Source organism: Cobetia sp. LC6 (genome assembly GCF_030264805.1).
Classification (GTDB): Bacteria; Pseudomonadota; Gammaproteobacteria; order Pseudomonadales; family Halomonadaceae; genus Cobetia.
In genome coordinates, this window is record NZ_JASSPL010000005.1 from 199,812 (window position 1) to 212,902 (window position 13,091).

At 62.1% G+C, this 13,091-nt stretch carries 11 protein-coding genes; 9 read left to right on the forward strand and 2 right to left on the reverse strand.

Features of this window, described 5'->3' with window-relative positions; genetic code table 11:
• Positions 1-448 precede the first annotated feature (448 nt).
• The 5 genes from QQF40_RS08475 to QQF40_RS08495 all read left to right on the forward strand — a co-directional run bounded on the left by QQF40_RS08475 (position 449) and on the right by QQF40_RS08495 (position 5,716).
• A complete protein-coding gene (locus QQF40_RS08475; protein WP_404813686.1) occupies positions 449-1,549 on the forward strand; it encodes a branched-chain amino acid ABC transporter substrate-binding protein in 1,101 nt (366 codons plus the stop codon).
• 292 nt (positions 1,550-1,841) lie between these two features.
• The gene (livH, locus tag QQF40_RS08480) at positions 1,842-2,762 is read left to right on the forward strand and encodes a high-affinity branched-chain amino acid ABC transporter permease LivH (protein ID WP_043336883.1); all 921 of its coding nucleotides are present in this window, start codon (positions 1,842-1,844) and stop codon (positions 2,760-2,762) included.
• Positions 2,762-4,087, forward strand: coding sequence for a high-affinity branched-chain amino acid ABC transporter permease LivM (gene livM, locus QQF40_RS08485; RefSeq protein WP_176677245.1), 1,326 nt, complete (start codon positions 2,762-2,764; stop codon positions 4,085-4,087). Before livH ends, livM begins: the two co-directional genes overlap by 1 nt.
• A 97-nt stretch (positions 4,088-4,184) precedes the next feature.
• On the forward strand, positions 4,185-4,940 hold the full coding sequence (gene livG / locus QQF40_RS08490; RefSeq protein ID WP_082388869.1) for a high-affinity branched-chain amino acid ABC transporter ATP-binding protein LivG: 756 nt from the start codon (positions 4,185-4,187) through the stop codon (positions 4,938-4,940).
• 74 nt (positions 4,941-5,014) lie between these two features.
• Entirely contained in the window at positions 5,015-5,716 is a 702-nt protein-coding gene (locus tag QQF40_RS08495; protein WP_043336899.1) for an ABC transporter ATP-binding protein, read from the forward strand.
• 154 nt (positions 5,717-5,870) lie between these two features.
• On the opposite strand, the gene QQF40_RS08500 is transcribed toward QQF40_RS08495, so the two are convergent.
• Both QQF40_RS08500 and QQF40_RS08505 read right to left on the reverse strand, forming a co-directional pair.
• The gene (locus QQF40_RS08500) at positions 5,871-6,230 is read right to left on the reverse strand and encodes a hypothetical protein (protein ID WP_285461063.1); all 360 of its coding nucleotides are present in this window, start codon (positions 6,228-6,230) and stop codon (positions 5,871-5,873) included.
• Between the two features lie 219 nt (positions 6,231-6,449).
• Positions 6,450-7,421 (reverse strand): N-acetylmuramoyl-L-alanine amidase, encoded by a 972-nt coding sequence (locus QQF40_RS08505; protein WP_285461064.1) that lies wholly within the window; start codon positions 7,419-7,421, stop codon positions 6,450-6,452.
• 349 nt (positions 7,422-7,770) lie between these two features.
• Here QQF40_RS08505 and QQF40_RS08510 point away from each other — a divergent pair, with 349 nt between their 5' ends.
• The 4 genes from QQF40_RS08510 (at position 7,771) to QQF40_RS08525 (ending at position 13,058) form a co-directional block, all read left to right on the forward strand.
• Complete coding sequence (locus QQF40_RS08510; RefSeq protein ID WP_285461065.1) at positions 7,771-9,276, forward strand: fumarate hydratase; 1,506 nt, start codon at positions 7,771-7,773, stop codon at positions 9,274-9,276.
• Positions 9,277-9,444: 168 nt separating this feature from the next.
• Positions 9,445-10,872, forward strand: a complete 1,428-nt coding sequence (cls, locus tag QQF40_RS08515; RefSeq protein WP_285461066.1) for a cardiolipin synthase — start codon at positions 9,445-9,447, stop codon at positions 10,870-10,872.
• 215 nt (positions 10,873-11,087) lie between these two features.
• Positions 11,088-12,338: an S-methyl-5-thioribose kinase gene (mtnK, locus tag QQF40_RS08520; protein WP_285461067.1), complete on the forward strand. Its 1,251-nt coding sequence runs from the start codon at positions 11,088-11,090 to the stop codon at positions 12,336-12,338.
• A 180-nt stretch (positions 12,339-12,518) separates the two neighbouring features.
• On the forward strand, positions 12,519-13,058 hold the full coding sequence (locus QQF40_RS08525; protein WP_043336867.1) for a YaeQ family protein: 540 nt from the start codon (positions 12,519-12,521) through the stop codon (positions 13,056-13,058).
• The last annotated feature ends 33 nt before the right edge of the window (positions 13,059-13,091 follow it).

The following is a 13,091-nucleotide window of genomic DNA, read 5'->3' on the forward strand; positions in this document are numbered from 1 at the left end:
GCTCGGGGAGGGTGGCAGGATTGCTTCTCTTACAACCTTGGGCGTAGCCGGGCAGGGGGCTGCGGCGCGTCCTGATGGTGCAAGAGGAGAGGGAAATCCTGTTATCCGCGTGTTGGCATGTGCCAATGACTGGCTTTGATCGGGTTTTCCGAGGATTGTCTGGCCACATTGGAAAGCGTGGTGCTTTTCGCTATTGGCAGGCTGCCGGGCCGCATTCATGAGCGCCCAAACGGTCACTTTACATGCGTATTCGCTGCTGCCAATAATGCTTTCAAGGCATTCCTGACGTGTCGACCCCCTGCCTGCAGGCTGGCAGCGGCGCACAAGGTCAGCGAATGACAGACACTGTCGCCAGCCTTTTTCGGTCAGCCCAGCGTTGGCACCAGGCGTCAGTCAGGTCTGCCCGGCCGTAGTACAACAATAATCGGGAACAGGAATTCTCATCATGATGCGCAGGTCTCTTCTCGCTCTCGGTATCGCCGCGGCGATGTCCACCCAGGCTCAGGCCGATATCACCATCGCCATGGCAGGCCCTGTCACGGGGCCGGTCGCCCAGTACGGTGACATGCAGTTCATCGGTGCCGAGATGGCCATCGAGCGGATCAATGCCGCCGGTGGCGTCGACGGCGAGATGCTCAAGGGCGTCAAATACGACGACGCCTGTGATCCCAAGCAGGCGGTGGCGGTGGCCAACCAGATCGTCAATGACGGTGTCCAGTACGTGATCGGCCACCTGTGCTCCAGCGCGACCCAGCCGGCCTCGGACATCTACGCCGAGGAAGGCGTGATGATGATCACGGCGGCGTCCACCAGCCCGACCATCACCGAGCAGGGCTATGAGCTGGTCTTCCGCACCATCGGCCTGGATTCCCTGCAGGGGCCGGTCGCCGGGCGCTATATCGCCGAGACGGTCAAGCCCAAGCACATGGCCGTGATCCACGACAAGCAGCAGTACGGGGAAGGCATCGCCACCGGCGTGCGCGACACCGTCGAGGAAGCAGGCATCGATGTGGTGCTGTTCGAGGGCATCACGGCAGGCGACAAGGATTTTTCGGCGCTGATCTCCAAGCTCAAGAAGGAGAACGTCGACTTCGTCTACTACGGCGGCTATCACCCGGAGCTGGGCCTCTTGCTGCGTCAGTCGCGTGAGCTGGGCTTCGATGCACCCTTCATGGGCCCGGAAGGGGTCGGCAACCCGGACATTTCCAAGATCGCCGGTCAGGCCTCCGAAGGGCTTTACGTGACGCTGCCGCCGGCCTTCGAGACAGACCCGAAGAACGCCGATCTGGTCGCGGCCTTCAAGGACAAGGATCAGGACCCCTCCGGCCCGTTCGTCATGCCGGCCTACACCGCGGTGGAGCTCATCGCCGATGGCATCAAGGGCGCCGACTCCACCGACCCCTATGACGTCGCCGAATATCTCAAGGCCAACAGCTTCGACACGCCCATCGGCAAGGTCGAATACGACGAGAAGGGCGATCTGAAGGACTTCAACTTCGTCGTCTACAACTGGCACGCCGACGGAACCAAGAGCGAAGCGGCACATTGATCATCGGCTGGCCTCTGCTCGTCTGAGCTCAGCCTTCGCCACGGCCATGTGACATCACATCTGGCACCTCATTCGAGCGATCATTTGAGAGAGTAGTTGAGACCTCATTTGGCCGTGGTGGATCACCCCCGAGACGCTTCCCGTCATGCCACCTGGCATGGCGGGCTTCTCCGTTCGGTCGAGTCCACGGTGATGCAATATCGCCGTGCCCTCCCGTTGTCGCCGCACATGCGGCATTTCCCTGACGGTCACCGGCCACAAGCCGACGACAGTCGCGGCCAAGGGTCGTTCCATGGAAGACATCCTCTACTTCCTGCAACAGGTCATCAATGGCCTGACCATCGGCAGTACCTATGCCTTGATCGCCATCGGCTACACGATGGTCTATGGCATCATCGGCATGATCAATTTCGCCCACGGCGAGATCTACATGATCGGCACCTACGTGACCTTCATCGTTATCGCGGCGCTGGGCATGCTGGGTATCGCCAACCCCTTCTTTCTGATGGCGGCCGCCTTGCTGGTGGCGGTGCTGGTGTCCTGTGCCTACGGCTTTGCTGTGGAGCGGGTGGCCTATCGCCCGGTACGTGGCTCCAAGCGTCTGATCGCGCTGATCTCGGCGATCGGCATGTCGATCTTCCTGCAGAACTACATGCGTCTGGCCCAGGGCTCGCGGGACATGGCGATCTCCAGCCTGATCCCGGGCGGCTGGGAGTTCGGGCTGGAAAGCTTCGCAGTCAATCTCTCCTACATGCAGGTGATCATCTTCAGCGTCACTCTGGTGTGCATGCTGCTGCTGTCGTCCTTCATCTCGCGCTCGCGCCTGGGGCGTGCCTGCCGTGCCTGCTCGCAGGATGCCGGCATGGCACGTCTGCTGGGCATCAATACCGACATGATCATCTCGATGACCTTCGTGATCGGGGCGGCGCTTGCCGCCGTGGCAGGCCTGCTGCTCGGCATGTACTACGGCGTGGTCAATCCCTACATCGGCTTCCTTGCCGGCCTCAAGGCGTTCACGGCGGCGGTGCTGGGCGGTATCGGCAGCATCCCCGGCGCCATGCTGGGTGGCCTGCTGCTGGGCGTCGCGGAGGCGCTGACCGGCGGTTACCTGTCGACTGAATACAAGGACGTGGTGGCCTTCGGACTGCTGATCCTGATTCTGCTGTTCCGTCCCTCCGGGATTCTCGGCAAGCCCGAAGTGGAGAAGATCTGATGCCCAAGCTTGCGAAACAGACTTTGAAGACAGCGGGTACCTCACCCGCCGAGACGATTCCGCCACAGCCTTCCTATCGGCGTCCCTGGTGGTCGGCACTTGCGGCCGCCGTGCTGACCCTCGTGCTGGGGGGCTCGGTATTGGGTGTGCAGCTCGAGTCCACCGGCATCACCACCACAGTACGCTTGATGGGCATGGACACCTGGGGATGGTTGCTGGCCGCGGCGCTGGCTGTCTTCCTGCATCAGCTGGTACGTCCGCAGATAGAGGAGTGGCGCGCACGCACGCGCAAACCTTCACGTTTCAGCGTCCCTGATGTCATGAGCGGTCAGAAGCGTCAGCTGTGGATCATGCTGGCCATCGGTGCGTTGCTGATCTTCCCGTTCCTCTCCAACCGCTCGGCGGTGGACCTCGCCACCCTGACGCTGATCTACATCATGCTGGGCCTGGGGCTCAACGTGGTGGTAGGGCTCGCCGGGCTGCTGGATCTCGGCTACGTGGGCTTCTACGCCGTTGGGGCCTATACCTATGCGCTGCTCAACAGCTATCTGGGCTTCAGCTTCTGGGAGGCATTGCCCATCGCCGGATTGATGACGGCGCTGTTCGGCTATCTGCTTGGCTTCCCCGTGCTACGGCTGCGTGGTGACTATCTGGCCATCGTGACGCTGGGCTTCGGCGAGATCATCCGCATCCTGCTCAACAACTGGACCGAGTTGACTGGCGGCCCGAATGGCATCGCGCGCATTCCCAAGCCGACCTTGTTCAATCTCGAGTTCTCGCGGCGGGCCGACGAGGGCAACATCGCCTTCCATGAGTTCTTCGGCATCGACTATGACCCGGCCCTCAAGGTGATCTACCTGTATCTGCTGGCCTTGATTCTGGTGCTGATCACGCTGTTCGTGATCTACCGCTTGCTGCGCATGCCCATCGGGCGGGCGTGGGAGGCGCTGCGCGAGGATGACATCGCCTGTCGCTCGCTGGGGATGAACCCCACCGGTATCAAGCTCTCGGCCTTCACGATCGGTGCGAGCTTCGCCGGTTTCGCCGGTGCCTTCTTCGCTGCGCGTCAGGGTTTCATCAGCCCAGAATCCTTCACCTTCATCGAGTCGGCGATCATTCTGGCCATCGTGGTGCTGGGGGGAATGGGCTCGCAATTGGGTGTGATTCTGGCCGCGATCGCCATGACGCTGTTGCCGGAGCTGGCACGCGAATTCAATGAATATCGCATGCTGCTGTTCGGACTGATGATGGTGCTGATGATGGTATGGCGTCCTCAGGGCCTGGTGCCGCTCAAACGACCGCAGATGGAGCTCGACCGTGGCTGACACACATGATAAGCAGGTCCACGACAGGCAAGGCCTCAACAAGGCAGCACCAGCCACCTCCTCACATCGTCAGGCGCGCGCTGAGGGTGGGGCACCGTTGCTGGATGTGCGTGACCTCACCATGCAGTTCGGTGGCCTCAAGGCCGTGGATGGGGTGACGCTTCAGGTACATCCGGGGGAGGTGGTGTCGGTCATCGGACCGAATGGTGCAGGCAAGACCACCGTCTTCAACTGCATTTCCGGCTTCTATCAGCCGACTGGCGGCGAGGTGTATTTCCAGAACCGCGCCATGCATCGTCTGCCGGGCTACCGAATTGCTCAGGCTGGCATGGTGCGCACCTTCCAGAACGTGCGGTTGTTCAAGGAGATGACCGTCATCGAGAACCTGCTGGTGGCGCAGCACATGCACGCCGAACGCAACCTTCTCAAGGGACTGTTCAAGACGCCGGGCTATCGACGCAGTGAAAAGGCGCTGATGCAGCATGCCGGCGACTGGCTGGAGCGAGTCGGTCTGCTCGAATTCGCCAACCGCGAGGCGGGCAATCTGGCCTATGGCCAGCAGCGTCGGCTCGAGATCGCGCGCTGCATGGTCGCCAGGCCGCGGCTGCTGATGCTGGATGAGCCGGCGGCGGGCCTCAATCCCAATGAAACGCGCGATCTGGATGACCTGATCGTCAGCCTGACCCGCGATGAGGGCATCTCGGTGCTGTTGATCGAGCATGACATGAGTCTGGTAATGGGCATCTCGGACCACATCTACGTGGTCAATCAGGGCCAGCCGCTGGCGGATGGCAGTCCGGAAGACATACGGCGCAATGATGCCGTGATCAAGGCCTATCTGGGGGAAGAGTGATCATGAGTGAGCATGTCGAAGACGTGACACCCGAGGCCACGCTTGCCGGTGAGGAGCTCGCGCCCCGGGAGGCCATGCTGGCCCTCGAGCATCTGACCACCCACTACGGGCCGGTGCAGGCGCTCAATGATGTCTCGCTGGCCGTCGGACAGGGAGAGATCGTGACGCTGATCGGTGCCAACGGTGCCGGCAAGACGACGCTTCTGATGTCGATCTGTGGCGATCCGCGTCCGACCAGCGGGCGGGTGTGGTTCGAGGGCGAGGAGATCACCGGTACACCCACGGCGCGTGTGATGCGTGGAGGGCTGTCGGTGGTGCCGGAAGGTCGCCGCATCTTCACCGGCATGACGGTGGAGGAGAATCTTGCCATGGGCGGCTATTACCAGAGCAAGGAGGAAAACGAGCGCAGTATCGAGCACGTGCTGGGGCTCTTCCCGCGCCTCAAGGAACGCTTTCAGCAGCGCGGCGGCACCATGTCCGGCGGAGAGCAGCAGATGTTGGCCATCGGGCGCGCCCTGATGAGTCGGCCGCGGCTGTTGTTGCTCGATGAGCCATCGCTGGGGCTGGCGCCCATCGTGATCGGGCAGATCTTCGAGATCGTAGAGCAGCTGCGCGAGCAGGGCACCACCATCTTCCTGGTGGAGCAGAATGCCCATCGCGCCCTGTCGATCGCCGATCGCGGTTATGTGCTGGAGCATGGTCGCGTGGTGCTGGCGGACAGCGGCAAGGCGCTGCTGGCCAATGATGACGTGCGTCGTGCCTATCTTGGCGGCTGAGAGGCCTGGCACGTGATTCGCTGTCGCGCCTCACCAGAGGAAGGCAATGCAAAAGAACGCGCCCCTGTCACTGAAACCTCGGTGGCAGGGGCGCGTTCTTGAGGATGCGATGCAGGGTGCGAGCCAGGGGGGCGGGTAAAGTGGCGTGAATGGCTTACGCCGAGAGAGGTGTCATGAATTCTTCCGGAGCATAGGCGACGCCGTCATGGATACGGTAATGATCGGTAGGGCCGGAGACCTGGCAATTGCTGACGCAGGCCTGGCTGGCGGGAAGCTGGCGCAAGGGATAGCGCACGCCGGATTGACATAGCTCCAGCATCTTCTTGAGCGCGCTGCGCTCACAGAAACCGCACAGGCACTCCAGGGCGTTGTCGAGGCAGTCTTCTTCGCTCATGCCCGCCCCATAGATGCGATTGTCATCACAGACGACGAATCCAAGAGCCCCGGGGGATGTGGCGGGTGTTGTCATGTCTGCTGCCGTTTCAGGTACTGCACTGAGAATGTTGTCAGCCATGATGAACCTCATTGTGATGGGGTATTCCGGCTTCTTCGAGCCAGTCGCTAGCTTGTCTGCCCATGACCCTCTCTGGTCATGCCTCATCCCAGAGTAGACGGCGGTCGTCAAACTGCCATGCAAATCTGTTTGGTGCGTCAAGGACAAATCGATGCTGCGTCAGAAATGTGACAGAGAAGTGACATTCAGGTGACTGTCCGGGGCTCATGCCTGACGTTTTCAGGGCGGCTGGCAGCCAGGCGACTGGCGGTAACGTGCGTTGAGCGCCAGCAATATCGCGATACTCTCGACATCGAAGGCCCCACTGATCGACCCGGGACGAAAGTGTGCCTGGAACGCGGCAATCGCCAATTCGGGCCGTGCGACGTCCACTGGGTAGCCGTAATGCGTCAGCGCCGTGAGCAGAACCTCTCGTGATGGCAGCCCTTCGCTTGCCAGCTGGCGCTGGAAGCACAGCACGTCAGAGGTGCGTGGCCAGGCACCGATGCCGGCGTCATGCAGACGTTGCCAGGGGAATCGCGGGCCGGGGTCGGTCTTGCGCTCAGGGGCGATGTCCGAGTGCCCGACGATATCCACCGCCTTGATGCCATGGCGCGCGATGATGGGCTTGAGCAGCGTGATTAATGCAGTGATCTGCGCCTCGCTCCACGGTGCGAAGCCACGTGAGGGGGCCCAGCGCCTGGCGACCGCCTCCCTGGCATCTTCCTGCTCGCCTCCCTGCAATGGCTCCAGTGCCAGGGGCCCGGCATTGACGATCTCGATACCGATGGAGGTGTCATTGAGATTGCTGCGCTCACCCCACTGGCTGACGCCGGCATGCCAGGCGCGGCGCGCTTCCGGCACCAGCGGATAGACGCGCGGCAGGCCGGTCGCGGGCATCGGCGCCGACAGCAGATAATGCGCGCTGACCTGAGAGCCCGTCAGGCTGAGCAGGGAGCCGTGCAGATCATCATCGGTGTAGTGAAGTACCAGATGGCGAACCCGTGAATTGCTCTTGCCGTGGGGGGGGGAGGGCGTCACCCAGTCTAAGGTATCGCTCCCGATACCTGCGCCAGAACCCGACTGGGTGCCACAGCCTGCCAGCAACATCGTGAGCGCGGCAGCGGCCAGCGACAGCAGACGCCGCGAGAAGAAGCGTCGCGGGAAGAGGCGTGGCGAGAAGGAGGGGGGTGAACAGTCGCGTGGCGTCATTGAGCAATCATCGTGGCTGAAGAAGGGGGAGTCTGCATGACAGGACGGTACCGCAACGGGGCGGCGGCAGTCGCCTCGCGATACACTCGACTGCCGGCAGCGAAGCAGGTGGCTCAGGGCGGCAGAGCCTTGCGCAGACTGGGCCATAACCTGCTGAATTCTCATGACTTGCGGGTTGCAGGATTCGCTCTGCCGCCGCGTGCTCGCATGAGGTATAATCCCGCGCACCTGACCTGACGCTCGCCCCGTGGCGGCGCGATTGCCGTGCCTGACAACAGTAATCGCCCCTGTGCCCTGCGCGCCAGTGTGTCTGTCTTTTCCATCGCTTGCCCTTGAGGAGCCGATCCTGATGACCGTGATCCGCCAGGATGACCTGATCCAGAGCGTCGCCGACGCGCTGCAGTACATCTCCTACTACCATCCGAAGGATTTCATCGACGCCATGAACGCGGCGTACGAGCGTGAAGAGAATCCTGCCGCCAAGGATGCCATCGCGCAGATCCTGATCAACTCCCGGATGTGTGCCCTGGGTCATCGTCCCATCTGTCAGGACACCGGTATCGTCACCGTCTTCGTTCACGTCGGCATGAACGTGAGCTTCGATGCCGACATGAGCCTGGATGACATGATCAACGAAGGCGTGCGTCGCGCCTATCTTCTGCCGGACAACGTGCTGCGTGCCTCCGTGCTGGCAGACCCGGACGGCAAGCGTGCCAACACCAAGGACAACACGCCGGCCATCATTCACCACAAGCTGGTGCCGGGTGACAGCGTCGAGATCCACGTCGCGGCCAAGGGCGGCGGCAGCGAAGCCAAGTCCAAGTTCGCGATGCTCAATCCCTCCGACTCCGTGGTCGACTGGGTGCTGGAGCAGATTCCGAAGATGGGCGCTGGCTGGTGTCCGCCCGGCATGCTGGGCATCGGCATCGGCGGTACCGCCGAGAAGGCGATGCAGCTGGCCAAGGAGTCCCTGCTCGAGCCGATCGATATCCAGGAGCTGCAGGCGCGTGGTGCCTCCAACCGTGCCGAAGAGCTCCGTCTCGAGCTGTTCAAGAAGGTCAACGCGACTGGTGTCGGCGCCCAGGGGCTCGGTGGCCTGACTACCGTACTCGATATCAAGGTCATGGATTACCCGACCCACGCGGCCAACAAGCCGGTGGCGATCATCCCGAACTGCGCGGCGACCCGTCACGTGCACTTCACTCTGGATGGCAGCGGTGCGGCAGAACTGCCGGCACCCAAGCTCGAGGACTGGCCGGAAATCACCCGTGAAGCGGGCGACAGCGTCAAGCGTGTCAACCTCGATACCGTGACGCCTGAGGAAGTGCAGAGCTGGCAGCCGGGCGACACCCTACTGCTCAACGGCAAGCTGCTGACTGGCCGTGATGCGGCTCACAAGCGCATGACCGAGATGCTGGCGCGCGGCGAGCAGCTGCCGGTCGACCTCAAGGGTCGCTTCATCTATTACGTCGGCCCGGTCGACCCGATCCGTGACGAAGTCGTCGGTCCGGCTGGCCCGACCACCGCGACCCGCATGGACAAGTTCACGCGTACGCTGCTGGAAGAGACAGGTCTCTTGGGCATGGTTGGCAAGGCAGAGCGTGGCCCGACCGCGATCGACGCCATCCGTGACAACAAGTCCAGCTACCTGATGGCCGTCGGCGGCGCTGCCTACCTGGTCGCCCAGGCGATCAAGAAATCCCGTGTGCTGGCATTTGAAGACCTGGGCATGGAAGCGATCTACGAATTCGAGGTCGAAGACATGCCGGTGACCGTGGCCGTCGACAGCGCGGGTGTCTCCGTGCACCAGACGGGCCCGGCCAAGTGGAAGGAAATCATCGCTGAGCGTGCATGATGGCCCTGTCGTGATACGCCGTCGTATCGTGTGGATATGACCTGAAGACCCCCGCCGGTGATGGCATGCCGGCGGGGGTCTTCGTCTGTGTGCCGTCGATGTCATGGCATCGTTGCGCGCACTGCTGTGGCATACTCTGGCAACCCTGACGCCTGCAATGGAGCTGCAATGACCGCCTGGTTACTTGGCTTTCTGCTGTTGAGCAGTCACATTCTGGGTGCGATGACCGCCGTCATGGCCCTGATGTCCAGTCGTACCTCCCAGGGTGCGATCGCCTGGATTCTGTGTCTGCTGACCTTTCCCTACGTCGCCCTGCCACTGTACTGGGTATTCGGGCGCCCACGTTTCTATGGTTATGTCAGTGCTCGCGAGGAGCGCGACTCGACCATGCGCCGCGTCTTGATGCGTTTCCGTCCCAAACTGTCGCCGTGGCTGTCACGCCCGCTGGGCGGCAATCCCACCCATCTGGATGCCATAGAGCGCCTGGCGATGATGCCTGTCACCACCGGCAACCGCGCCAAGTTGTTGATCAATGGCGAGCACACCTTCGATTCGCTGTTTCATGCCATCGATACCGCCGAGGATTACATCCTGATCCAGTTCTTCATCGTGCGAAACGATGAACTGGGGGTGCGTCTCAAGCAGAAGTTGATGCGCCGCGCCGAACGCGGCGTGCGGGTCTGTTTCCTGTATGACGAGATCGGCTCGCGCAAGCTGCCCGACGGCTATCTGAATGATCTGATGGAATCGGGGTGTGAGGTCAGTGCCTTCAATTCCTCGCGGGGCTGGCGCCATCGTTTCCAGATCAACTTCCGTAATCATCGCAAGATCACCGTCATCGACGGCCGTGTCGGCTTCGTGGGCGGGCTGAATGTCGGCAATGAATATCTGGGCCATTCCGAGCGTTACGGGGCCTGGCGTGATACCCATCTCAAGCTTGAGGGCCCCAGCGTGATGGGCCTGCAGGAAGCCTTCTGGGAAGACTGGCACTGGGCGACCGGTGAGGTGCTGTCGCTTGAATGGCAGCCGCAGATCAGCTGTGACGAATGTCAGCATGTAGTGATCGTGCCTTCCGGCCCGGCGGACCGCCGCGAGACGGCCAGCCTGCTGGTGCAGCAGGCGATTCACTCCTCGGTCAGCCGCATCTGGATCACCAGCCCTTATTTCGTGCCGGACCAGGGCGTGCAGGATGCGCTCAAGATCGCTGCGCTGCGCGGGGTGGATGTGCGGGTGATGATTCCTGAGCGACCCGATCACCTGCTGGTGTTCCTGTCGGCGTTCTCGTTCCTGTCCGAGATGATTCGCTCCGGCGTGCGCGTCTTCCGCTATCAGCCAGGCTTCCTGCATCAGAAGGTGATGTTGATGGATAGTCATACGGCAACCATCGGCACCGTCAATCTCGACAACCGCTCCTTCCGCCTCAACTTCGAGATCACGGCGTTCGTGCCTGATCATCAGTTCGCCTCGGAAGTGGAGGCGATGCTCGAAGAGGACTTCCGCCACTGTCGTGAAATCAGCTGCGAAGAGCTGGATGCGCGGCCGATGTGGCGCAAGCTGGTCTCGCGCGCGGCCTATCTGCTGGCTCCCATCCAGTAATCCAGCATCCTGCATGCGACAAGCGCCTGCCGAGCTGAGCAAAACTCGCTCGGCAGGTCTTGCCAATCGCCGCGCCAGCAGGCATCTTCTCGCTATAACTGATCGCCTTCTTATTTCTTAAAAGAATAAGGTGAGAGCCTTGAGGTGCTTCGCATGCCATGCACGCGAAGCGTCGCCGGGGCCGGCGACTTCATGATTCAGCGCTGAGACCTGCCATGACTGCTCAAGACCCCACCGCTAGCCACGCGCCTTCCATCGACTATCAGTTTCGCGATGATGCGGATGTGATCGCCTTCGCGCGCCAGCACGTCGGTGCTCGATATCCGGGCTTCGCGACCGCTGAAGCACTTCAGGTCGAAGAGATCGGCGATGGCAACATCAACTATGTCTATCGCGTCTGCACGCCGGACCGCTCCGCCTCGGTAATCGTCAAGCAGGGCCTGCCCTGGGTGCGTATCATCGGCGAAAGCTGGCCGCTGTCGCTGGTGCGTGTGCGCATCGAGGCTGAAACCCTGCAGTTCGAGGCAGACTGCGCGCCGGACCTGGTGCCGGCGCTTCATCACTTCGATGAAGCTCGTTCAGCGATCGTGATGGAAGATATCGGCGATCACCGCAATCTGCGCCATGCCTTTCTGGCGCGCGCGTCATTGCCACGGCTGGGCGAGCAGATGGGGCATTTTCTGGCCACTACGCTTTATCGCAGCAGCGATCTGGCACTCGATGCCCACGACAAGAAGGCGCGCGTCGCCCGCTTCATCAATCCCGATCAGTGCAAGATCACCGAAGACCTGTTCTTCATAGATCCGTTCTGTGATCACGAGCGCAACAGCATCAATCCGGCGCTGCGCGCGGATGCCGAAGCCCTGTGGCAGGACGCCGCCTTGAAGGTTGAAGTGGCGGAGCTCAAGCAGCGTTTCCTGTCCGCGCCCGAGGCACTGCTGCATGGCGATCTGCATGCCGGTTCGATCTTCGTGCGTGAAGACAGCACCAAGGTCATTGATCCGGAATTCGGCTTCTTCGGTCCGGCGGGTTTCGATATCGGCAGCTGGCTGGCGGCACTGTGGCTGGCGGCCTGTGCGCATACCGAGCTTGAGGGAGAGCAGGGCGACAAGCGTGACTACGTGGCCCAGCTGCGCGCCCAGGCGGTCGCCAGCTGGGATAACTTCGCTCGTGAGTATCGTGAGCAGGCCGCCAACACGCCGGATGCCAGCTTCGCTGCGCCGAGCGTGGCTGAGCGTCTATTGGCTCGCATGTTGCGGGATGCGCTCGGTTACGCCGGCTGTGAGCTGATCCGTCGTACCGTGGGGCTTGCGCATATTCTGGAACTCGAATCCATCAGCGATGATACCACCCGCGCACGCGCCGAGCGGCGGGCGCTGGCGCTCGGGCGCGAGCTGATCATGGTGCGCGAAAGCCTGAGCGACATCCAGGCCATTGATGCCCTGGTAGCGCGTCACCTCGCCTGAGGGTTGGCATGCTAGGCAGGAGTCGGGCGTTCAGGGCCCGGCTAGGGTAGACTCTGCGCTCCGCACCCACGCGTTTGCACTTTCACGCGCGTGGTTCAGTCGAGGAGCATGGTGCTTTATAGGGAATGTATTCCTGCCATCGCCTTTCCGAGACGTTTGCCTTTTCAAGAAGAGATTTTCATGGCCCTGTCTTCCACGCCTTACAAGGTGGATCTGTCGCTGACCGACCTGGATCGCGGCGTCTACGAGACCCTGCGCTTCACGGTGGCTCGTCATCCCTCCGAAACCGAACTGCGTCTCTGCGTGCGCCTGCTGGGCCACGCCCTGTGGTACAGCGAGAACATCGCGTTCGGTCGCGGCCTGTCCGATGTCGATGAGCCGGCGCTGTGGGAAAAGAGCCTCGATGGTCGTGTCCTGCACTGGATCGAAGTCGGTCAGCCGGATGCCGAGCGCCTGACCTGGTGCTCGCGCCGCACCGAGCGTACCTCGCTGCTGGCCTATGGCAGCCTGCGCGTGTGGGAAACCAAGGTCGTGCCGGCAGTGGCGGGGCTCTCCAACCTTAACATCGCGGCCGTGCCGGAAGGTTCGCTGGACGCCATAACCGAGTCGCTGCCACGCAACATCAAGTGGACCGTGATGATCTCCGAAGGCACCATCTTCATCACCGATGACAACGGCCAGCACGAGATCAACCTCGAGTGGCTGAAGGGCGAGCGCTGAGCGGCATCTGCCTCGCCTCGCGTTGGGTGTAGT

Bases quoted from the DNA above. Each gene is read 5' to 3' on its own strand.
- QQF40_RS08475 (WP_404813686.1), top strand. From the start codon at position 449: ATGCGCAGGTCTCTTCTCGCTCTCGGTATCGCCGCGGCGATGTCCACC.
- livH (WP_043336883.1), top strand. From the start codon at position 1,842: ATGGAAGACATCCTCTACTTCCTGCAACAGGTCATCAATGGCCTGACC.
- livM (WP_176677245.1), top strand. From the start codon at position 2,762: ATGCCCAAGCTTGCGAAACAGACTTTGAAGACAGCGGGTACCTCACCC.
- QQF40_RS08495 (WP_043336899.1), top strand. From the start codon at position 5,015: ATGCTGGCCCTCGAGCATCTGACCACCCACTACGGGCCGGTGCAGGCG.
- QQF40_RS08500 (WP_285461063.1), bottom strand. From the start codon at position 6,230: ATGGCTGACAACATTCTCAGTGCAGTACCTGAAACGGCAGCAGACATG.
- QQF40_RS08505 (WP_285461064.1), bottom strand. From the start codon at position 7,421: ATGACGCCACGCGACTGTTCACCCCCCTCCTTCTCGCCACGCCTCTTC.
- QQF40_RS08510 (WP_285461065.1), top strand. From the start codon at position 7,771: ATGACCGTGATCCGCCAGGATGACCTGATCCAGAGCGTCGCCGACGCG.
- cls (WP_285461066.1), top strand. From the start codon at position 9,445: ATGACCGCCTGGTTACTTGGCTTTCTGCTGTTGAGCAGTCACATTCTG.
- mtnK (WP_285461067.1), top strand. From the start codon at position 11,088: ATGACTGCTCAAGACCCCACCGCTAGCCACGCGCCTTCCATCGACTAT.
- QQF40_RS08525 (WP_043336867.1), top strand. From the start codon at position 12,519: ATGGCCCTGTCTTCCACGCCTTACAAGGTGGATCTGTCGCTGACCGAC.